The sequence below is a fragment of the Microbulbifer maximicatervae (SeqCode) genome (genome assembly GCF_052468095.1).
The window spans coordinates 3,578,862-3,602,205 of sequence record NZ_CP174332.1; the positions used below are offsets into that span (position 1 = coordinate 3,578,862).

General features: G+C 44.2%; 16 protein-coding genes. 5 read left to right on the forward strand and 11 right to left on the reverse strand.

Annotation, left to right across the window (positions count from 1 at the left end; genetic code table 11):
* The first annotated feature begins 48 nt into the window (after positions 1-48).
* The 4 genes from ACJJIL_RS15655 to ACJJIL_RS15670 all read left to right on the forward strand — a co-directional run bounded on the left by ACJJIL_RS15655 (position 49) and on the right by ACJJIL_RS15670 (position 6,534).
* Positions 49-963: a peptidylprolyl isomerase gene (locus ACJJIL_RS15655; RefSeq protein WP_445360149.1), complete on the forward strand. Its 915-nt coding sequence runs from the start codon at positions 49-51 to the stop codon at positions 961-963.
* Positions 953-2,014: a HupE/UreJ family protein gene (locus tag ACJJIL_RS15660; RefSeq protein ID WP_445360150.1), complete on the forward strand. Its 1,062-nt coding sequence runs from the start codon at positions 953-955 to the stop codon at positions 2,012-2,014. Before ACJJIL_RS15655 ends, ACJJIL_RS15660 begins: the two co-directional genes overlap by 11 nt.
* Positions 2,015-2,302: 288 nt before the next feature.
* Positions 2,303-2,761 (forward strand): GNAT family N-acetyltransferase, encoded by a 459-nt coding sequence (locus tag ACJJIL_RS15665; RefSeq protein ID WP_445360151.1) that lies wholly within the window; start codon positions 2,303-2,305, stop codon positions 2,759-2,761.
* 728 nt (positions 2,762-3,489) lie between these two features.
* A complete protein-coding gene (locus ACJJIL_RS15670) occupies positions 3,490-6,534 on the forward strand; it encodes a thrombospondin type 3 repeat-containing protein (RefSeq protein ID WP_445360152.1) in 3,045 nt (1,014 codons plus the stop codon).
* A 595-nt stretch (positions 6,535-7,129) separates the two neighbouring features.
* On the opposite strand, the gene ACJJIL_RS15675 is transcribed toward ACJJIL_RS15670, so the two are convergent.
* The 10 genes from ACJJIL_RS15675 to ACJJIL_RS15720 form a co-directional block, all read right to left on the reverse strand.
* The gene (locus tag ACJJIL_RS15675) at positions 7,130-8,647 is read right to left on the reverse strand and encodes an MFS transporter (protein WP_445359637.1); all 1,518 of its coding nucleotides are present in this window, start codon (positions 8,645-8,647) and stop codon (positions 7,130-7,132) included.
* Between the two features lie 618 nt (positions 8,648-9,265).
* Complete coding sequence (locus ACJJIL_RS15680) at positions 9,266-10,078, reverse strand: right-handed parallel beta-helix repeat-containing protein (RefSeq protein WP_444942401.1); 813 nt, start codon at positions 10,076-10,078, stop codon at positions 9,266-9,268.
* 340 nt (positions 10,079-10,418) lie between these two features.
* Positions 10,419-11,450, reverse strand: a complete 1,032-nt coding sequence (locus ACJJIL_RS15685; protein WP_444912410.1) for a hypothetical protein — start codon at positions 11,448-11,450, stop codon at positions 10,419-10,421.
* 33 nt (positions 11,451-11,483) lie between these two features.
* Positions 11,484-12,581 carry a hypothetical protein gene (locus ACJJIL_RS15690; protein WP_445360153.1) on the reverse strand — a complete coding sequence of 366 codons (1,098 nt, stop codon included), beginning with the start codon at positions 12,579-12,581 and terminating at the stop codon, positions 11,484-11,486.
* Between the two features lie 103 nt (positions 12,582-12,684).
* Positions 12,685-13,776: a hypothetical protein gene (locus ACJJIL_RS15695; protein ID WP_444912408.1), complete on the reverse strand. Its 1,092-nt coding sequence runs from the start codon at positions 13,774-13,776 to the stop codon at positions 12,685-12,687.
* Between the two features lie 106 nt (positions 13,777-13,882).
* On the reverse strand, positions 13,883-14,908 hold the full coding sequence (locus tag ACJJIL_RS15700) for a hypothetical protein (protein ID WP_413664842.1): 1,026 nt from the start codon (positions 14,906-14,908) through the stop codon (positions 13,883-13,885).
* A 110-nt stretch (positions 14,909-15,018) separates the two neighbouring features.
* Positions 15,019-16,107: a hypothetical protein gene (locus tag ACJJIL_RS15705; RefSeq protein ID WP_444912407.1), complete on the reverse strand. Its 1,089-nt coding sequence runs from the start codon at positions 16,105-16,107 to the stop codon at positions 15,019-15,021.
* 388 nt (positions 16,108-16,495) lie between these two features.
* Entirely contained in the window at positions 16,496-17,290 is a 795-nt protein-coding gene (locus ACJJIL_RS15710) for a right-handed parallel beta-helix repeat-containing protein (RefSeq protein WP_444912406.1), read from the reverse strand.
* Positions 17,291-17,783: 493 nt separating this feature from the next.
* Positions 17,784-19,418, reverse strand: a complete 1,635-nt coding sequence (locus ACJJIL_RS15715; RefSeq protein ID WP_444912405.1) for a PepSY-associated TM helix domain-containing protein — start codon at positions 19,416-19,418, stop codon at positions 17,784-17,786.
* A 4-nt stretch (positions 19,419-19,422) separates the two neighbouring features.
* A complete protein-coding gene (locus ACJJIL_RS15720) occupies positions 19,423-19,794 on the reverse strand; it encodes a hypothetical protein (RefSeq protein ID WP_444912404.1) in 372 nt (123 codons plus the stop codon).
* 437 nt (positions 19,795-20,231) lie between these two features.
* On the opposite strand from ACJJIL_RS15720, the gene ACJJIL_RS15725 reads away from it, so the two are divergent.
* Positions 20,232-22,292, forward strand: coding sequence for a TonB-dependent receptor (locus ACJJIL_RS15725; RefSeq protein WP_444912403.1), 2,061 nt, complete (start codon positions 20,232-20,234; stop codon positions 22,290-22,292).
* 90 nt (positions 22,293-22,382) lie between these two features.
* Here ACJJIL_RS15725 and ACJJIL_RS15730 read toward each other — a convergent pair whose 3' ends face one another.
* On the reverse strand, positions 22,383-23,249 hold the full coding sequence (locus ACJJIL_RS15730) for a hypothetical protein (protein WP_444912402.1): 867 nt from the start codon (positions 23,247-23,249) through the stop codon (positions 22,383-22,385).
* Between the last annotated feature and the right edge of the window lie 95 nt (positions 23,250-23,344).

Below are 23,344 nucleotides of genomic sequence, written 5' to 3' on the forward strand. Positions count from 1 at the left end.
TTACATCCTGATATCAATACACTCTGCGGGTTTTAAGGAGAAAGCTTCATGCAGCGGAAATTAGAGATTCTGAAAAGGGAGCCTCTGGTACACTTCTCTATTATCGCTTTAGTGCTATTCGTTGTCGCAGAGTTGTTAATAGAAGAAAATGGAACCAACTTTGAAGATACCTTGCTTATCAGCGAAGACATACTAATTGAGCACCTCCAATTCCAGAAAAAAACATTTAACCAGAGTTTTGCACGACGTTATTGGGAGGGCTTGACCCAGCCAGAAAAATCCGACCTCATTAATGATTACATTAAAGAAGAAGTACTTTACCGTGAAGCCCTTAATCTAGGCCTGCAGAAGCATGATCAGATTATACGACGACGCCTTATTCAAAAGCTTGACTATGTAAATGGTGGCTTTTCCAGTAACACTGATATTAGTGAAGAAGACTTGGAAAACTACTTCCAGCTTTATCGCGAGAAATATCGAATTGAAGCATCTATTACCTTCACTCATGTTTTCTTTGATTTTAGACGTCACTCTAAAGAAAAATTAGAGAAGACTGTTAAGCAGAGCTTGAACCACTTAATAAAGCAGTCTGTTCCATTCGAGGAATCCGCCTTCTACGGAGACAGATTTATCTTTCATCGGAATTATGCAGATCGCACTCCCCATCTAGTGGCCAGCCACTTCGGCGATGATTTGGCAGAACGTATCTTTCAACTACCATTGAACACCTGGTCCGGTCCATTTAAATCTCCATATGGTCTACATCTAATTTTGGTTAGTGAAAACAAAACAAGCCGCTTACCCAATTTTAGAGAAACTGCCCCCTTAGTACTTGAAGATTATCGACGAAACAAAATGGAGGAAAACAGACAACTTAGAATACAAGAGCTGTTGGCAGGCTACAGAATAGAGAGGGATGCCTCGATACCATATGTACCTGTGGATATCACCTATGCCAACTAAAACTCCCTACAAGATTATCAAAGCCCTTCTATTCTTATTGTTACTTACAACAACTAGCAATTTTAGTTTCGCTCATGACGGAAGACCGATATACATTGATTTAAAAGAAGTCACGGAAAGCAGATATGTCCTTCGATGGAAAATCCCCCCTATCATGCAGCCAGGCACTGAACCTGAGATACACTTAAAGGGCGAATTCTGCCAAATACAACCAGAGATAACAGGGCCTGCCGGATCCAACGTGAAGAGTTACCTATGCAGGACCCCCCACCCAAACAATTTTACAAGACCATATAATCCCCTAACAATAAAAATCACATACCCCATTGCCAATCCAGCCTTATCGAGCTTAATTCATTTTGAAAAATCAGACGGTGACACTATTAATCTCTTTAATGGTCCCAAAGTCTTAGAGATAAATCTACCTTCCCGCCTAACTATATGGGATTGTGTCACACAATATATTGAAGCAGGTTTCTTACACATATTAGAGGGCTATGATCACTTACTATTCGTATTATGTTTAGTCTTTATCGCCAGAAACTTTAGAGGCATTTTAATAGCGATTAGCGGATTTACAGTAGGCCACTCTCTCACTCTAGGGCTCGCAAGTTTAGACTTATTCACCATAAGAGTAGATGTTGTTGAAGTGTTGATCCCATTGAGTATTATGCTGTTAGCCGCAGAAATTGTATACGCGCATAATGGACAGAGTAAAACAAGTTTAACCCGACGCCATCCGGCGATTGTTGCCACTGGCTTTGGATTACTTCACGGGTTTGGGTTTGCCAGTGCGCTAGCGGAGTTAGGACTTCCTCATAGCCATAAAATCACCGCATTATTTAGCTTTAATATAGGTGTAGAACTGGGGCAAATATTATTTGTCTTGGTTTTGATTTTTTTATCATCTACAGTTCAGCGGATATTCTCGAAGTGGAAAATTACAACTTTGTATAACCAACTTCTGACACAATCAAAATACGCTATTTATCCAGTTGGAATAGCCAGCGGGTATTGGACAATTGACAGGGCTCTGGGGCTAATTTCCTAAACAAGCAAAGCTTGAATCACAAAAGCTGCTTCAATACTTACTACTGGGGTAACAGGAAATAATACACAGCACTCGAGACGCGCTGTGAATACATCCCTGTAAGCTCCTTATCGGCATCCATGCCTCATAGGGTCCTGAACGTAGTGTATTATTTTCTTCTCCCTTTTTACTATAATCTGTTATTCTCACGCAATCACACAGATAACGGCTCACAGTAGTGGGCAGATACAGGCCCTTATCAAGCTGAAGCAGCTTTCAGTTTCAAACCTATCACCACTGAAAATTAAGATGTTGAATTTTAGAAAAGCACTTATAGAAGACATTCCTGATTTACTTAAATTTGAACAGTGCCTTATCGAAGCCGAAAGACCATACAATCCATCCATTAAGGCTGAATCAGCATTCTATTATGATATGGAAAACTTGATACTATCTGATGACTCATATCTTCTGGTAGTTGAAACCGAAGATGAGATCATTGGAAGTGGATATGCCCAGATACGAAACTCAAAGATATCTCTTGATCATGAGCGGCATGCTTATTTGGGCTTTATGTATGTATCACCAGCACACCGAGGAAAGGGCATTAACTCAAAGCTAATAGAGAAATTAATTGCATGGGGAAAACAGAGTGGGATTCAAGATTTCTACCTTGACGTTTACTCTCAAAATAGCTCAGCGATAAAAGCCTATGAAAAAGCTGGCTTCAAACCATCACTTATGGAAATGAAGTTAAACCTTAAATAGAAAGATCACAATCTATAAACCCAGGTGATGTCTTTGGCTCACCTGGTTTACACCATATGACTGCAAAGAATGCTCTTCAAGAAGAGCTTAGCCGATATATCTCGACTTAAATACGTAGCTGCAAATGTCATGATCAAGCAGAAAAATTAACTTCCACAAAAAACCATCCTGCTACGCTTCTGGCGAACATGCTTGAGACAAACTCAACGATAACTTTTATAAAACTTCATGAACACGAGGAATAACTTCCTGTTTTCTCTGATCTGCATCAGACTTACCACAAGATGAACTTCCCTTATCGCCCTTAGCCATTTGACCACTTGCCCAATTAATAGTGGCGGTATAACTCCCGATCCTTACAGCGGTTTAATCAGGCTCAGAATCATCTTCCACTCAGTAAATACTCAAGACCAATAGCAAAACAAACTGTCAAATTATCTATTCCGATATTTTTAATGGCGTGAATTTTCCTTTACTAATTACATGCTTTATCACCCATAAATTATCCCGCCAAAATTTCGCCATTCATCACACTTTTAGTGAGAAAGAACGCATAGTTACCACACTCATAAACGGTTGTGCGCCATAACTTTAGTATTAGAAATACGCACAACCAAAATAATGACATCTATCTAAAAATAAGCCGGAGTCCAAGTGCGCCAGCATAAATGATTTATTGCAGGCGTATTTTTTATAGGTCTACTGCGCTTGTCCGACAGATAACAAAAATGGATTTTGTTCGGGAGATTATGACCATGCGTCTACCTTCGCTTATTGCGATCCTATTTTCATTGGTGCTTTTAAGTGCCTGCGGTTCTGATGGAGGCCGGGGCGATGCCGCCGATGACTTGCTCCCACCCCCTGGTGTCACAGACTCAGATGGTGACGGTATCGATGATGATAATGACAATTGTCCGGCTGTTAGCAATTCAGACCAGGATGATTTAGATGGCGACGGCAGCGGTGATGCCTGTGATACTGATGACGATGGCGACTCCCACCCAGACACTTCAGACAACTGCCCACAAACCCCCAATTCGGACCAAGCCGACAGTGATAGCGACGGCATAGGCAATGCCTGTGACAGCGACCTGGATGGTGACAACGTCCCCAACGATTCTGACAACTGCCCTGCTGATTCAAATAGCGAACAGGGAGATATCGATGGCGACGGCGTCGGGGATGTGTGCGACAACGACCGCGACGGGGACAGCTACACCGACAGCCTGGATAACTGTCCAGATGTAGCCAACCCAGACCAGTCGGATCAGGACAATGACGGTATCGGCGACGCCTGTGACGAAGATAGCGATACTGACAATGACGGCCACGACGACGGCCAGGATAACTGCCCAGCGGTATCCAACCCGGACCAAGCCGACCTTGACGGCGACGGCATTGGCGATGCCTGTGACAGCGATGACGACGGTGATGGCGTAGACGATCAAGACGACAACTGCCCAACCGCAGCCAACTCCTCACAAACCGACCAGGATGGTGATGGTATAGGTGATGCCTGTGATGACGATGCGGACAGTGACGGCATCGATAACGAAGATGACAACTGCCCATCCACCCACAACCCGAGCCAAGACGATAACGACGGAGATGGCATTGGCGACGCCTGTGACAGCGACGACGACAATGACTCTGTCGATGATGAGGTCGACAACTGCCCCAGCCATAGCAATACCGATCAAAGTGATATCGACGAAGACGGTGTCGGCGATGCCTGTGATAGCGACCAGGATGGTGATGGCATTGATAACGACGATGACAACTGCCCTGCTACCGCCAATTCAGACCAAAGCGATATTGATAGTGACGGGCAAGGCGATAGCTGTGACAGCGACGATGACGGCGATGGTATAGACGATAGTAATGACAACTGTCCGGCCGTTGCCAACGATGATCAAACCGATACCGACGGCGACGGCACCGGCGATGCCTGCGACAGCGATCGCGATGATGACGGCGTTGAAAATGAAAATGACAACTGCCCTCTGGTACCCAACGCAGATCAAACAGATACAGATGGTGATGGTTACGGAGATGCCTGCGATGACAACACCGATGTCGACGGCGATCAGGTACCTGACAGCGTCGACAACTGTGTACTCATCCCCAACACCGATCAAACTGATCAGGATGGAGATGGTGTCGGGGATGCCTGCGATAGCGACCTCGATGGAGACGGCACCGATAACGATACCGACAATTGCCCATCGATACCCAACTCAGACCAACTCGATACTGACGGGGATGGCAGCGGCGATATCTGTGATAGCGACGACGACAACGACGGCGTCGATGACATAGCCGATAACTGCCCCACGGCATCCAATAGTGATCAAACAGATACCGACGGGGATTCAGTCGGTGACGCCTGCGATCCAGACCTCGATGGCGACGGTATCTTCAATGACGACGATAACTGCCCCTATGTCAGCAATACACTACAGGAAGACAGTGACAACGACGGAATCGGCGATGCCTGCGATGGCGACAACGATAACGACGGCGTAGATAACGCCTACGATAACTGCCCGGATACTGCCAACAGCGATCAGTCGGATATCGATCAGGATGGCGTTGGTGATGTCTGTGACAGCGACCGGGATGGTGACACAGTCCCGGACACTTCCGACAACTGCCCGGCTATCCCAAATGATGATCAAGCCGATCAGGACGGTGACGGCATCGGCGACGCTTGTGATGACGATAGTGACACCGACAATGATGGCCACGATGACGGTGAAGACAATTGCCCAGCCATTCCCAATCCGAATCAAACGGACACGGATGGCGACGGTGTCGGCGATGAGTGTGATAGCGATGCCGATGGCGATGGCATAGACAACACCGATGACAACTGTCCACTAACGCCAAACGACCAAACCGATACTGACGGTGACGGTATTGGGGATGCCTGTGACGAAGACTTGGATGGTGACGGCGTTAATGATGACGTCGACAACTGCCCAATGATTCCGAATCCAGGGCAAGAGGACGGCGATAACGACGGTGCCGGAGACGTCTGCGATAACGACCGCGACGATGACGGTCTTGATGATACCGTCGACAACTGCCCCGCGATTCCAAATCCAAACCAAACCGATACTGATGGTGATGGAGTGGGAGATGTTTGCGATGCAGACCTGGATGGGGACGAGGTAGAAAACGATCTCGATAACTGTCCCCAGACTCCCAATCCCAACCAGGAGGACTCCGATAACGATGGTATCGGCGACGCCTGCGACCTCGAATCAGGCCTGTCCTGTGCAGCGTTTGAAGACTTGGAGATTGTTAACGGTGTAGATGCAGACCTGACTTACGGAATTGAACAGCCCTGTGATGGATGTTCTATTACTGCAGTAGAAAGGGTATTTAACGGCGTCCTATCTGATGCAGCCAGAATGGAAGTTGTCAGCGGTGCGGGCGGCTCTACCCATATTCAAATCAACCACCACTCGGTTAAAGAGGGACGCCATGTGGTCGGTTTCCTGGTAGAGCACACCACACCACTGCTGGATATCATCTACCTGAACACCATCACAATCAGCACTTATTTGGACGGAGTAGCCACAGGGGAGTCCACCAGCGGATATCGTCTGGCCCCATTCAAAGTCAACGGTGCGCGCAATCACCGCCTGCTATTAGTCACCACCAATAGTGACTTTGATCAGGTCAGGCTATCTTTGAGCGGCTTGAGCTTTATAAACAACCAACTGGATGTTTACCTGGCCTGCTCAAAAGCTGTGGGCCAACCATAACTAAAAGAAGAAATAAAAAGCCCCGGTACGCCGGGGCTTTTTATTTACAATTAAATTGAAAGGAATAAAGCACATAAAGAAAACCAATTCCAACCTTTAAAACAATAAAGAACGCAAGCTAAAGAACTTATTTACCCCCCACCTATTCCCCATACACCAAAAATTACAAAATCAAAAATCCTAAAAATAAAACTTTTTTAAACATTCAAGATAGGTCTGGTCAAATTGACAGTGGAGCGCCTTATAGTTACTGACCAGTAAGTTACTACTGGGGTGGAAGGAAAGAATACACCGCACTCGAGACACGCTGTGAATACATCCCTGTAAGCTCCTAATCGGCATCCATGCCTCATAGGGTCCCAAGCGCGGTGTATTCTTTCCTTCTCCCTTTTTAGTAACTATATATTGGCCGGCTTATATTTTAGCCATAGTTGACAATTAAACTTACAGTCACTCGAACGCCTCTCAGAAACCATTCCAGCTGCAATTAGACTTTAGAAAAAATATGGGCTTGCCATTATCAATAACATGCAGATGTATCTGTACATTCGAAAGTGAAGTACTTGACGAGGAACTCCATGGTTTTTTTTAATGATTAGCCAACGTCATCAAGTGACTTCCCCGTCATTTCTATCCGGTACTTCCAGGTTATCATTGCGCCAATCAAGGAAGTCACGGCTAGTGCACTAAGCAACATACTTGCGCCAATATCGCTAAGTAAAATTGGAAAAAAAAATGCGATTGCGACACCCCCGAACTTTGAGATGGATGCGGCCAATCCCGCACCAGCACCACGATAGCGGGTCGGGAATACCTCCCCAGCGATTAGATAAGTCTGAGAATTTGGCCCCAGATTATTCATCAAGTTGAACAACATAAACCCCCCGAAAATGAATGGTAACTGCTGGCTAGTATTTAAAGATTCTCCATAGGCGGCAATAAGAAGGCCGAGTGCACAACCAAGGAAGCCAAGAACTTGCAATCGGATACGCCCCACCCTATCCACAAATATAATTGCTAGAATAACGCCAACTACCAGCATTACATCGATTAATGCTGCCCCTTTCGCCGCCTCGACTTTGTTATGGATTAATTCCGAAATGGAGCGTGCATGGGGTGACGCATATCCCAACACATTCGCTAAAATTACTGGCGTGAAGATACCAACGCCATAGGTTCCCAAATCCTGCAAAAACCAGGGAATAGAAGAGAGTTTGATTGCTTTTCGAGAATTATTATCCTGAAGTAAATGCTTAATACTCGATAGTCCACCTATCTTTTTCTCATTCGTCTCCGCTGTGGCAACATTCTTCAATAAGAATCTGGACGGGTATGGCGGATCTCTTTTCAACAGTTGACTGATAGATTTCTCCGCCTCAGGCATGCGACCTTTAGCCAGAAGCCACATCGCACTCTCCGGAATATAGAAACGACCAATCGTGATCAAAATCGCTGGAACAATCGCCGCAGCATACATATACCGCCAAGCTTCCAGGGAGGGATACCAAGAGAGGACCAAAAATGCGAGACCTGTACCCACCAAAATTCCAACAGCCTGAAAACTAAAGGCTCCGAGAACTAGCCTGCCCCGCATCCTCGATGCCATACTTTCAGAGATCATCATGTGAGCCGTGGGATAATCACATCCAAGCGCCAATCCCAGACCAAATAATGAAATAACAATCACGAGATAAGAATCTGCGAAGGTCAATATCACCAGGAAAAAGATAAACATGATCATCTCAGCGATGAACATTTTCCGCCGGCCATAATGATCGCTGAGCCCTCCTAGGGTTATCGCTCCAACCAGAATTCCAAACAATGTCGCCGATGTCACAAAGCCCATACTAAAGGCGGTCAAACCAAATTCTTTAGCAATTAAAATGTGGGATACCCCAGTCATGAAGACGATCATTCCTTCAAAAAATTTACCAGCTGTCGCAAGCCACCAAATTCGCCACTGCATTGGCGTAAAAATATTCTGCGGAATCGAAGTTCCATCACACCAAACGGGAGTTTCGTCAATGTAATAGTCAGCCGAATGGTGTTCGCTGAACCGGGCATTTTCAGTCAATGACGGATTTGGAGTGCCATCGGGCTCATTTCTCTCCATAACTACTTCTTTAAATACCCCAGTGAATTATGGCGAACACTAGCATAAAGTGATGACAACTAAGTGATCGAAATATCAGTATTAAGAAAGATTCGAAAGCATGGTCTGTTACTACATTAGACTAAGGCGGTCGGTGATGCTTTTGTAGGTAAAGACATACCATAAGGCAGCTACTAATATCAGCCCTTGAAGTGTAGTAGTTCAGACTTGACCCGACAGTTACCGATTTTTCAGAAGGTGTTCTGTCAGGTCAAGTCAGAACTACTACAACTAATTATATAGTGGGCATACTATTATTCAGGTAATTAGTTAACTACGACAAACTACCAACATTAAGGGTTTTAAAACTTTACTAAAATTAGAGGTGGGCACGGTATGGCATCCGCACTGCTCAACTTTTCTTTTGCCTTCACTTCCGCAATTTACAGTTTCACAAGGATACATGGAAATACCATCAGTGAAATTCGTCCCCATATCAATGACAGTCTCATTTTGTCTTCTCCTGCTATTAGCCATGGCGCTAAGACAAAAGAGGTTCTAATCAGAGCTATATAGCTTTGGATGGCATACTTATTGAGCAAGCAACACGCTATTCTCCCACCAATAACAAGAACACAATTATTTCAAGCAATTTGGGCTAGCAGTATCGAATATGTTACCAAACCAAGTATTACTGGAGAGGCAAGCATCAGGAGTCTCATCTACCAAATCACCTTCACCATTACTACCAGTCACCTGATTTCCAGAAATAATGTAGTTCATTGAGGGTGGATCCACTATATCAAAATCCATCATGATACCGCTATCTGAAGAATTCGATATCACATTCTGCACCACCAATCCATTAACAGTTGGAGGCTCTATAATAATTCCAAAAATAGATCCATCAATGGTATTCTGAATAACCTGACTGAAACTACCCGCAATGACAATCCCTGCTATGGCATCACTATTACCACTTAGAGAGTTCCCTGAAATATGACTGAAATCCCCATTGAGTTGAAAACCAATGCTACCAGGGCCACCTGAAAGAAACATTGAGCCATTAATAGAATTGTTGTCACTCTCCACTATAAAACCCACCCCTGGACTATCAGAAATCAAACCTTGAACTGAATGAAATCCATCGCCTTCTAAAAAGACAGAAATTCCACAAGTGTCTATGGTACCTCCTACTAATACAGCTCCTAAACCTTCAAGAGAGATCCCTGCGCTATCACTATCTTCACAAGTAAGTACATAACCGTTCATGTCCAGGCTTCCGGAAGGCCCTTCTATTGTGACCTGTGTTTCAAGGTCACAGGAAATATCCTGACTGAGAATTTCTGCTGTCGTTATCGTATCTCCACACTGAACATCTGCCAGAGAGAAAATTGGCTTTGAAATAAAGATTGTTAATAATGCCAATGATGCACATACCTTCAGGTTCATCTTTTCCTCTAGAATAAATATTTGTCAAAGAGCTTTGATATACGAACAAGAATAACAGCCTATAAGAAATACTTTAAATGGCTCCGAAGACCAACAGAGGAGGATTTTAGTGAAGTGTTAAAGGCCTTCACTCCCTAACAGACTCCTTAAATTGCCAATGTGTACGCTAAAAATTCCTAGCCAAAAGAGTTCTCCGAAAAATTAAGCCAGGTGATGCGCCACTGAGAATCCCCGGGAAGAAAAAAGGCGCATCAGCTGACTAGTTTGATATAGAGCACGCTATTAAACAAAGTTCTTCACAAGCAGAAACCTACCCACCTCTACACATTGAGAGTAAAACTTATTGCAAGCCGAGCACGGTATTATTGTCCCCAAACTGGACGGCGGTGGCCAGATTACTAACCGTTGCCTGACTTAATCTCAACTGATTGGTATCACCATCCTGTATAGCCACTGCGGTATTAAAACTCTGTAGCTGTACTATCAAGGAATCATTAAGCAAACCACTTAACTGTAACGTTTCTCCAAAATTAAACTCATTGCTTTGCACAGTTTCCGCAGTATTAATCCCACCGCGCTGTTCAGTTAGCGCAGTATTAAAAGCACCAATCTGCTCATGTATCACCTCAAGGCTGGTACCCCTCTGCAGGATATAGCTGTCATGACCAAGATTCTCCTGAGTAGAATCAATAGAATTAGTATTCCCACTTTGAAGGGCAAACGAACTAGATCCCGAAGCAGAGTTTTGTGTAATCTCCAAACTCATAGAGTCACCTAACTGAATCCCTACAGCAGAATTATCTATTGCCGACCTTTGATTCATCTGGAAAGTTAAGCTTTCTCCAACTTGAAGCACGAACACCTCATTCTCGGAACTATTTTGAACACCGCCCTGATTGACGGTGCCTCCGTTAGCAACACCTAGCTGAGTAACCGTCGCTGAATTCCCAACTCCATTATTCTGCCCTATACTGACATCGTTACTTATCCCACCCTGAAAAACAAAAGTAGAGCTATCGTCGACATCACCCTGAACTGAAGTTGCCGTATTCCCCTCTCCAAACTGATACTGTACAGCTATTGAGTCAATTGCTGCCTCTAGCTGTTCCGCACTAGCGGATTGATTACTGCCCACCTGTCGCTGGATAATAGTACTGTTTTCAGCAAAAGGACCTTGAGTTGCAGAAGCCCCATTATTAACACCAATTTGTAGTTGAATAATGGTACTTCCATTTACACCAGGACCACTCTGATCAGCTTCTGCCGTATTACCTTCACCAATCTGTATGAGCTGATAGGTATTATCAGCTGCTATCCCTGCTGCACTGGAAATCGAAAACAGAACGCAGGCCATTAGAGAACTGTACTTCATGAGCGGTTACTCCCTTTCATCTGACAATATTGATTACTGAAGTCCTAAAACTGTGTTGTTGTCACCAAACTGGGAGGAATTAGCCAAATTCCCCACTGTAGCCTGACTCAAACGGGTAGAGTTCGTATCCCCAGCCTGTGTTGCAATAGCAGTATTGAATGCCTCCAGCTGCAAAACAAAAGCATTGTTACGAAATCCACTCAATTGCAGCATCTCTGATGTACTAAAATCTCCACTTTGAGCCAACTCAGCAAAATTTAAAGCTCCAAACTGCTGGACTAACCCAGCACTAAAATTACCTATTTGATCCTGCATGGCGTCTAGACCAATACCGTCCTGAACTCCAACACTTAAATTACCTATATTCTCTTGCCTAACTGCATAAGAGTTTGCGGTATTTTTTTGACTCACAAGTGAGGACGAACTCGCAGCTGCACTCTGAGCTACAAAAGAACGCAATTCATTACCCGACTGCACAACAAGAACACTATTGGCCACCCCTAAATTTTGATCAACATTCGAATCATTTCTAGACCCAAACTGAAAATTAACTACAGAATTCTCAAAACCAATATTTTGTGATACTCCACTTCTATTGGAATCGCCAATTATCGTTACTCTTATAGAGTCACTGACACTGCTATCCTGTGTTAAACTTGAGTTATTGCCGTCACCAATTAAAATTGCGCTAATATCTCCAGCTACCACGCCGGCTTGAGACGAACCAACATCGTTATTGGTACCAACTTGTGTAATAGCAATACTCGATTGTGCAGTACCCGTTTGACCGATATTTTCGGCACTATTGTTGTTCCCAATCTGTATAATGGTAATGGTGGACGATATAGCTGCGCTCTGGTTAGATTCGGTAGAGTTACTGGCACCCAGCTGTAACTGATAAATCTCACTAGACTCGGTAAACAACTGCTGCTCACCTGTCACCTCATTGTCATTACCAATCTGTATCTGGCTAATCAGGCTATTACTAACCGTTAAATCACCTTGCGCACCCGTTGCCATATTTCCCGATCCGACCTGTATCAGGTTATAGGTGTTTTCAGCAGCCACTGAAACCGTATTGGCCACAACAGCCAGAATTCCTACTAAAACAGGTTTCAATACAGTCATCATAATTCCCTTAAAAGATCAAACTCAGCTTAAAACCCTGAATCCAGACAACTTCCACAAGAAATGGAAGAGATAGATTTACTTAAGTTGCTTGAAATCAATAAAGTTATTGAAGTCCCAAAATAGTATTACCATCACCAAACTGTGCAGAGGTAGCAAAATTTCCTACTGTAGCCTGACTGAGACGTGTAGAGTTTGTATCACCGGTCTGTGTCGCACCGGCAGTATTAAATGCATCCAGCTGCACAACAACTGCATTATTGAGAATCCCGCTAAACTGCAAGATATCTGAAGTGCTAAAATCACCGCCCTGAGCAAGCTCAGCAAAGTTCAGTCCACCAAATTGCTGGATAAACCCCCTACTAAAGTTACCTATCTGATTCTGAATCCCTTCTAAGCTGGTTCCATTTTGGAATCCAATACTAACGTTACCCACATTTTCCTGACGACTTTCAAAAGAATTATTATTATTATTTTGATAGATGAATGAACGAGAACCATAAGCAGAAACCTGAAATGCCTGAGCATTTAGTGCATTTCCCGTTTGCACTGTAACCTCATTATTACCAGCCCCACCGTTCTGGGTAAGTGATAGAGTATTCATTGACCCAAACTGAAATCCACTTGCCGAACTGACCTGACCAGATTCCTGGGTAATTGTTATATTACTTGAATCACCTAAAGTTATTCCGCTGGCAGAAATATCCACACTGGAATTTTGTATCACATTAGCAGTATTACCATCACCAATGCTCACGATATTTATAATACTTCCTAAAGTGCTATCTTGAACAAGACCGTTGACATTACCGTCTCCTAGCTGTACGGAATCAATGATAGATAGTAAGACCCCATCTTGTGAAATACTTGAAATATTACTCGAACCAATCTGTGTAACTGTGACACTGGTTAAAACAGAAGCGCTTTGCTCAACTTCTGCAGTATTACCTTGACCCAACTGAACTACAACTATTTCGCTAGATTCGGTAAATGATTGCTGCTCTCCAGTAGTATTATTGTTATTCCCTATTTGCGTTTGGCTAATTAGACTATTGGTAACACTGGGATCGCTTTGCTCACCCATTGCTGTATTTCCTGACCCCACTTGAATGAGGTCATAGGTGTTATCGGCAGCTACAGAGGATATACTGACTATCACAAGTAACACACCTACCGAGAGAGGCTCAAATTTAGTCATCACTAAACCCTTTGGGAGGAAAAAAATCGTCTCATATTGTGAGTTTTAGACAGCCTCCCCATATAATAAGGGAGACTGGACCTCCTAATGAACTTAAATCAACAAGTTACTGAAGTCCCAATACCGTATTGTTATCACCATACTGGGCAGAACCTGCAAGGTTTCCGGCTGTTGTTTGGCTAAGCCTTGTAGAATTGCTGGCTCCTGTTTGAACAGCAGCCGCTGTATTAAATCCGCCAAACTGCAATATCAAAGATTCATTAAGTAAACCACTAAACTGGAGTGTTTCTGCAGTGTTAAACCCAACGGTCTGTATCGTTATAGCCGTGTTTATTCCACCAAACTGCTCCGTATACGCTGTACTAAATAGCCCCGTTTGCTCAGTTTCGGCTCCAAGGTTGGTTCCATTTTGAAAAATAAAACTATCATGTCCTAAACCTACCTGACTCGAAATCGCAATATTATTATTCCCACCTGCTTGAATCCCTACAGAATTAGATGCTGAGGCAAAATTCTGGCTAAGAGACATTGAGAGTAAGTTACCAGCCTGAAAACCTGTTGCAGTATTCATCGCACCAGCGTTCTGACTCATAAAAAAGCTGAGGTTTTCACCCGTCTGAACCATCACTCCCACATTACCAGATGCATCCGCCTGAGAGCCAAACCCATTATTATTAACCCCTACCTGGTTAATACTTATGGAATTATTAAAACTACTCGCTTGTTCAACGAACATGGTATTACTGGAACCCGCCTGGAAAATATCACTTACATCTCCCTCCGTATCAAACTGCTGGGAATTACCAGTATTACTTTCTCCATATTGAGCAACTGTAGAGGTCGTAGATATCGCACCTTCCTGCAGCACATCTGACATATTGGCGGTACCAACTTGTCGCTGGATAACTGTACTAGATATAGTCAAGCCTTCCTGTGTTACCTGAGCATTATTAGAATTGCCAATTTGTACCTGAATGACGGTACTGCCAACTACCGTTATCTCACTCTGATCCGCTGACGCGGTATTACCATTACCAATTTGGATAAGCTCATAAGTGTTATCAGCAGCCACTGAAAAAGCGCTAACCATCGCAGCTAAAATACCCACCGAAATAGGCTTAAACGAATTCATTACTAACTCCTTAAAGCAGCAGGCAATTAGGCTTGCCGCCGCTAATTTTTTGCAGAGCCAAAGAGCGTGACAGATATGCCCCTTATCACTTCAGCACTCGAACCTATCATTTACTGAGTCAACAGACCCACATTACCGTCCCCTACTTGAGTAGTAGACACAGTATTATTAGCGTTGGCTTGTGTAAGAGTGATCTGATTTGAGTTTCCTAGCTGGGAAGTGGAACTGGCATTAAAGCTAGCCAGCTGAGTGACCATTACAGAGTTTCCTGATCCCCCTAATTGCATAATATCTACACTATTAAAGGCACCTGCCTGATCGATTTCAGCAGTATTGGTGCTGCCATGCTGTTCCGTATAAACAACACTAAATTCCCCGCTTTGAGTAATATCTACACTGTTTGATTCGCCAAATTGCTGAGAGTATGCCTCGTTGTAGACACCAGTCTGAGAGTGCCAGGCATCCAGGCCTTCGCCTTCCTGGCGAATTTCACTGTAGTGCCCGATAGATTTTTGAAGAGTATTTGCGCTATTGCCTGTACCATCCTGAGTAACAATTGCAGTAGAGTCAAAGGCAAGAGTATGACTTATATTTAACGTATTGGAACTTCCATATTGCTCAGTGGTAATACTATTCCCTATACTTGCAGTTTGTGTCACTGCCGCACTCTGTGCACTACCTTCTTGATGCAAAGAGATAGAGTTTGCTGCTGAGCCAGTCTGCAATACATTCAGAACGTTAGTATCTCCCACCTGAACAATACCAATAAACTCATTCAGTGTATTTGTTTGAGTAAATGAGGCTTCATGATTATCCCCAATCTGCACTATCAAAATAGTACTTAACTCGGCAAACTCCTGCGCAGGTGTCGCTGAGTTATTATCACCAATTTGCTCTACGAGAATGCTTGAAAAAACTGAGCCGGCTTGGGTTGCCTCAATATAATTACTATCACCCACCTGTGATTGCTGAATCAAACTGAAGGAAGTAAATAGGTTCTGGGTTGCATTCACCTCATTATCATCACCCACCTGAACCTGGATAACCGTATCACCAACAGCAGAATTGTCACTTTGATCTGAGTTAGCGGTATTACCCGATCCTACCTGAAGAACATCATAGGTGTGGTCTGCGGCAAGAGCGGCAGTTCCAATCATTGAAAGTAAAACAGTTGCTGCAACAGGTCTGTACATGCTCATCTAATACTCCTTAAAGATGACAGGTCCAGCTCGAAAGCTTTTACGACAATTTTTTCAGGAAAGCAGCATCATTGAGTAAAACAAATATTGAGGTCGTGGCGCATTGCATGAGCCACTTAGGGGCGGGTGGTGACAGTTGAATGACTAGCTTCATAAGTCAAACTCATACTACTTCGCATACAAACAACAATATTGCGATACTTCTTGAGTGATAAAACGATGCTGAATTCAGTATTGATAAGAAACAAAGGTTTTTCTATGAGAGATTAGTTGTATGCTAGTGGGAAGAAAGTATCCTGTTTACACAGGCGAGCAATCAGAGAGTGAGTATTTCTTACTAATAAATGAAGGAGCAGCCATACAATTCGACTACTCCATAGATTATTATTTACTCTAAACAACTCGGATCAGCCGTATCAAAAATATTTCCATACCATAAATTGGTAGACATACAAGCATCCGGATTTGAGTCAACTAAATCGCCATCCGGATTTCCTGTTGCTATATTTCCGGTAACCAAATAGTCACTTTGACCCCCTCCCTCCATTGATATTCCAGTCTGCCCATTATTTGTCACTATGTTTTGAACAACCAAGCCACCAGAAGAAGGGTCAATAACTATTCCCTCGCCATTATTGTTATCACAAATATTTTGAGCAACAAATGAGTTATCACCGTTAATCAATATCCCGCTAGAGGTTCCTCCTTGGTTATCTATAAGAAAATTACCAATTACTTGACTGTTAGAACCTTGAATTTCAATCCCTCGATTAAAGAAACCAGTAGCCGTAGAACCATTCACAATATTATTTTCGCTTATTAACCAAATACCGACGTCGATACCATCTTTCACAGTCATCGTTTGAATACTATGAAAGCCATCCCCTTCCACAAAAATACCTATTGCACAGCTATCCACCACTCCATTTGAAAGAACAGCCGCGTTGCCCAGGACGTCAATACCTCTAGAGGATCCACCGCCACACTCCAAGGTGAATCCATTCATATCTAAACTTCCAGTTGGCCCCTCAATCGTTAGCGCCGGCGTACCACTACAATTTAATAGATCTTCAGTGAGAATCTCTGCGCTTGTAATAGTATCTCCACACTCCACCGCAGCCACTGACACAAAGGGAAGAGCCAATATTGCTGACACCAGAAGCTTCACATCCATTAGTTTCATGAGCTAAACCTTTAAGTCTATAAAAACAACAATTAAAAAAAGTTCGCATCCGAAGATTTTACTTTTATCGGAGGCGAAGCATTTTTTAGTCTAGCTACGGTTATTAACTTAACGATAAGAATATTTTCTCATACCTTAAAGTTTGAAATTAAAACAAATTGGCACTGAATAATACTTTCGGCCTAGGGCCTAATAAAACCCAAGCACATCAAACGACGTAATGCCTTTATTTAAATTAGCGCCTTCTATTTAGCAAGTAGCGATGCAAAGCCTATTAGCTTTTAAACGCTCTCTGTCTACTCAGGACCAAAATCTAATAAAAAAGTAATGGGCAGGCTATTCAACTTATTCATAGGCGCATAAGCACAAGAATTAGAGTCAGCCTGTTTAGCAATACCTATAGAGGCATCAGGCATGAACTAAAGGTAAAATAATCATTCCAATAGTACCCATATATCATCAAAAAAGGGGCTCTGAATAGAGCCCCTTTTAATTATCCTGATGCCTGTGGATGGGTATCAGGTAAAGGATTTTGAATACTGCTCTCTACTGCGGGTTTCTCCACAAGTTCAGACCATACACTGTCCGCTTCGATTTTTGCCCGCCGCTTGCGAAGATGAATCAAGAGTAAAACAAATGATGCACCTATCAGTAGCGCAACAACGTCAACCGCCCATACCTGGGTAGCAGCCCCCAACAACTCACCTTTGATAAGTGAGCTAATTGGTATCAGGAAAATACTGGCAATACAGAAGGCAAGAAGCTGTCGAGCAGCAGCCATGGGACGACGTATAAATGCCCAGATCAGCGCAAATAAGAACCCTGTGTAATAAGCGGCTTTCTGCCAAAACTCAATATCCACCTGCGCATGGGGCAGCCATTTAACTGCCAGCATACTAGCGGCGACCCCCAAGATAGTGCCCAACCCAACCCCCACTGTGAGCTTTGCCATTACCACTGATGAGGTTGTTTGTACCGGCAGCGCCCCCTGCCCCCTGCGTTTTTTGCGCCGGCTTTCAATCCACAGTAGATTGCCGGTGAAGAAGATCAGTGCTCCCATAATGCCGAGAATGAAGTAGACCCAGCGCACGGCATTTCCACCAAAACTGCCAAAATGCAGGGAAAAAATGCTTAATACCGTGCCACTATAGCCATTGAAATTATTGGGCAGAATGCTGCTATAGGGAACTTCGCTCAAGTAAGGGTTGCCTAGCACATAAGCATACTCAGCACCTCGCACCACCTCACCATGCATGATTCCACCTACACGCATGCGCGGAGCGCGGGTATCCAGATTCAAATAGAGGATTTCCGCCATCTGGAATTTGGGCTCCCCCTTCTGAATCGCAGCTTCCAACTCTGTGACAGGCACCAACTCAGAGAAGCTCTTCACCTCTGCTGGCGCCGGGCGAGTGAACATGGGGGAATCACCGTAGACCGCCACGCGCAGGGCACCATAAAGCGGATCATGGAAGGCAAATACAAAGGCGGTAAAAGCAATAATCAGGTGAAACGGCAGAGAGGTGATACCCAGTACATTGTGAAAATCCAGCCAGTAGCGCTTGCGGTTCTTACCCTTTCTGAGTACCAATAAGTCCTTGAACCAAGTGGGCAGGAAAACAATCAACCCTGAAATCAATGCAACAAAATACAACGCCGCCACAACACCCAATACATAAGTACCAAAAGCATCGTGGCCCTCACCACCGGGAATACCGGCAGTGCGATGTAAATGATCGACAAATTCGCCAATGGCGGAAACCGTAAAACTTTGAGTGATCAGCTGCCCTTTTTCATCGAAGCTGGCATACCAGAGAGTATGGTCATGGGTTTCTTCATCCTCTATTTCCCAACTCACCGGTGCCGCCTGCAGACCCGCCAGTGGCAATTGGACGGTCATCTGTTTTGCCGCTTCCGGGTGTGCCTGCAGAACTTCGGAAATAAGGCTGTCATACTGATCGATAGAAATACTTGGCAGGGTGGTCTCAGGCTGCAGAGCCCATTGATTGAGGGGCCCTTTAAACATGGTCAGAGCGCCAGCGACAAAAGCGATATACAGAAACAAGCCCGCAAGAATACCGGTCCAGGTATGCACGCTTTTATAAGTTTTAATCAATTCAACGCGCATATTCTTAGACTCCGAATCTCGCTACCCACAACAGGGTAAACAGCACCAAATTTAGCCCCAGGTAGAGAGACAACATACGCCTGACACTAATGAACAGGTAAACCAGACTTACCAAAGTGAGCCAGACAGGTGTGATCAACCACATCACGAATTGACTTTTATCATCGACCACTACATCACCGGGGCCCCACAAAGCAATCAAACCAGCAACGGCAACTGCAATGGGCAATCCGAAGAAAACTGCACACAGGCTTTTTACCCACCAGTGGGGTTTGTAGCCTTCTAACCCTTTTTGAATTCGCTTCTTTTTCTTTGCCAAGACTTTGCCCGGCTTGTCCAATACACCGCTAAAAGGCAGCAGTCCCAGCGCTAACATAAAAGTGCTAAGAAGCGTAAAGGAAGCTGACGTTGCCGAAAAATTTTGGTGGAAAAGTGCCCAGGAAATGACAAGGAGCGCAAAACTGATGAGAAGAGCGGGGTAAAACTGGATTGGTCTCTGCTCACGCCACTGCTGATTGGGACAGCCTAAATAAAGGACAGAAGACGCAAGGAGACAACTCAATAGGCCGAGTCCCGTTAAAACTGAGGAATACATTTCTAGTTTCACTTAAGGGTTAGAAGCACTACCACTAAAGTGGTAGAAAATTGTTTGCCAGGCACTGATTAATCGGTGCAGCTAAGCCGTTGCCAGACCAAATAATAGTGAGAGTTTATTGCGGCAATTCCCTATTTGCAAATAAGAATGATTAGCATTATATTCGCTGCCGATCTTCCTTGTCGTCCTGACTTCTTTACCTTGCTAGGGATTACGCTATGTATAAACGCCACCTGCTCAGCAAAGCCGTTTCACTCACTATTCTTGCTTCGATTGGTGCGACTGCGATCGCCGCAGATGAGAAGAAAGAAGAGTATGCGCCGCAGGCAATGGAAAATGTCATTGTTATTGGCGAGAAAACAGAGCGCTCCCTCAAGGAAACCACGTCTTCGGTATCCGTGATTACCGAAGAAACCTTAAATAGCATGCAACACCTGAGCATTACCGATGCGGTGTCTAATATCTCTAACGTGGTGGTACTTTCCGGCGCTACTCCGGATATTCGCGGTGTGTCCGGTAACGGTTCAGCCACCGGCTTTAACTCCTTTACCGGTGGTGCCAAAGCCCGTGTCTCCACGTTAATTGATGGTGTCGCCGAGCCATTTGTTGCAGACCTCACGGGTGATTCCGGTATTTGGGATGTAGAACAAATTGAAGTATTTCGTGGACCCCAGTCCACCAGCAATGGCCGTAACAGCATTGCCGGCTCTGTATTTATCAAAACCAAAGATCCCAGCTTCGACTGGGAAGGTGCAGCTCGCGTAGGTTACCGCGACCAGGATGGCTACATCGATACTTCTGGCATGATTTCCGGCCCGATTGTTGATGATACCCTCGCCTTCCGCCTGACGGCCCAGCAACTCACCGGCGACACTATCAGTAATGCCCAAGAGTATGAGGGCAACCCCGCTGACTTCGACCTGAACACTCTGGAAACCGAGCGACTGAAAGGCAAGCTTCTGTGGACACCCACTGAAAAGTTAGAGGCATTATTTACTGTGTCCACTAACAGTGAAGAGGGAAATACCGGGCGTATGTACTACACCCTAACCGGTGTTGATGACTACGAAACATACTTCTATCGCGATATGGACACTGAATCCACAACTACCAGCGTTAAAGTGGATTACCAGATCAACGATTATATCTCTATTGAAGTCCTGGCAGCTTATATGGATTACCAGTGGGGCTTTGATTCCTATGAAGAAGAAGCCACCAGCCAACAGTATGTTCGTATGGACGAACAGAACACCACCATCGATGCAAAGTTAAACTTTGGTCTCACCAGTGACACCCTGCACGGCTTTATCGGCTTTGCACACTTCGAAAGAGAGCAAGACTTTAATAGCTCCAACAGCGTTACTTATTTTGGTGACGATGAAAGTACCTCCACCGCTATTTATGGTGAAGTTACCTATGCATTAACTGATAAATTAAATCTGATCAGTGGATTGCGTGTTGAAAATGAAGAGCAAAATCGTAATTTTAACTTCAATAATGGCTTCTTAATTGCAGGTTTGGATACTGATAAAACCATCACCCTCCCTAAACTCGCTTTGCAATACGACTTGACTGAGGACACTATTGTTTCTGCCAGTGCTCGTAAAGGCTACAACGCAGCAGGTGGTGCCCTAGATTTTAGCGCAAGTGACTATTACAACTACGACGAAGAAACCGTTAACACTTATGAGTTAGCAGTACGTAGCTCTTTGGCAAATGGCACCGTCAGCCTAAACGGTAACCTGTTTTTCAATGAATACTCCGGCTATCAGGCACTCAGCTCTACTCGCAAAATTGTTAATATGGATACAGTAGAGACCTATGGTGTTGAACTCGAAGCTATCGCAATGCTGACTCCGCAATGGGAATTACGTGCCGGACTCGGACTACTGGAGACTGAAATCACCGATGCCGGTGCTGATTATGCAGATGCTGACGGCAACGAACTCAATTCCGCGCCAAATGTCACCGCTAATCTAGGCACAAAATACTGGATTAGTGATGCGCTTAGCGTAGGTCTCTCCGCCAACTATGTAGGCGAGTACTACGGTGATTTCACCAATACTGAAGAGCGGGTTGCCGGCGATTACACTCTCGCCCGCCTGAATGTTAACTATGAAGGTGAAGATTGGAGCATCGCAGCCTATGTTAACAATGCCTTTAATGAAGAAGGATTTCTCACTATTGAACCGGCAGTAGAAGGTGGCCACTACCCAGATGGCTACGCAGCCATTGTTGAGCCACGCAATGTTGGTTTATCTGCTACCTACCGATTCTAATTAGCTCCTTTACCAACAGCTAAAAATCCGGCCCTGAATGAGTTTATCTCACACAGGGACCGGAATTCCGATATCGTCCTAAGCCTCGCCCTACTGCACAATTATTACCATATTGCTGTTTCCAATCTGGGAAACATTAGCATTTTGAAAATCGTTAACCTGGCTAACGGTAAACATATTTAAGTTACCCTGCTGTAATGCCGTGGCAACACCATTCGCTCCGCTTTGGATAGTCGAACCCATATTAGTCAAACCGATCTGAGTGGTACTTGCCAAATTAAAGCTGCCAGATTGAGCGTGGATAATAGTGTTAAATTCATTTTGCTGACTAATAGCACTGGTATTATTATTATCTGTTTGATTCACAGTAGCATTATTACTATTTCCCAACTGACTTAATGTGGAAGTGTTAGTGTCGGATACAAATTGCGACACGGTAGCCACATTCAAATTCCCTTGCTGGGCAGTTACCGCCGAGTTTGTCGTGCTGTTGGTTTGAACAACCGTACCGGTGTTGTTGTCACCCACTTGATTAATAACTGCTGTATCAGTAGTACTACTCGACTGTGTAACAGTGGCAAAGTTAACCAGATTGAACTGATTTATAGTTGCAACACTGGTTGTAGATGCCACCTGATTAATTACGCCAATATTAGTATTCCCATTTTGAGTAATAACGGCAGCCACAGTATCAGATGAATTTTGAGCAACAGTGGAAGTATTTAAATTCCCTGTTTGTATCTGATTAACTGTGCTTCCGGTATTTCCGTTTACCTGAGTGGCAGTGGCTGTATTAGTGTCTCCAGTCTGGGTTTGGCTGATAAAGTTAAATGTAACGGTTGGATCACTTTGATCTGCTGTCGCGTTATTACCTACTCCATTTTGGTTCTGAACCGCAACATTGTTGGAAGCAAAAACACCCTGACTTGCAACAGCAAGCAGGACCGCAGCCGCCAACGGGGCACACCTTTTCATATTTATCTCCTTAGAATATGAAATGTCGCTAAATTAAGATTCTTATACTGCATCAACACACAAAATTAATTAGCACC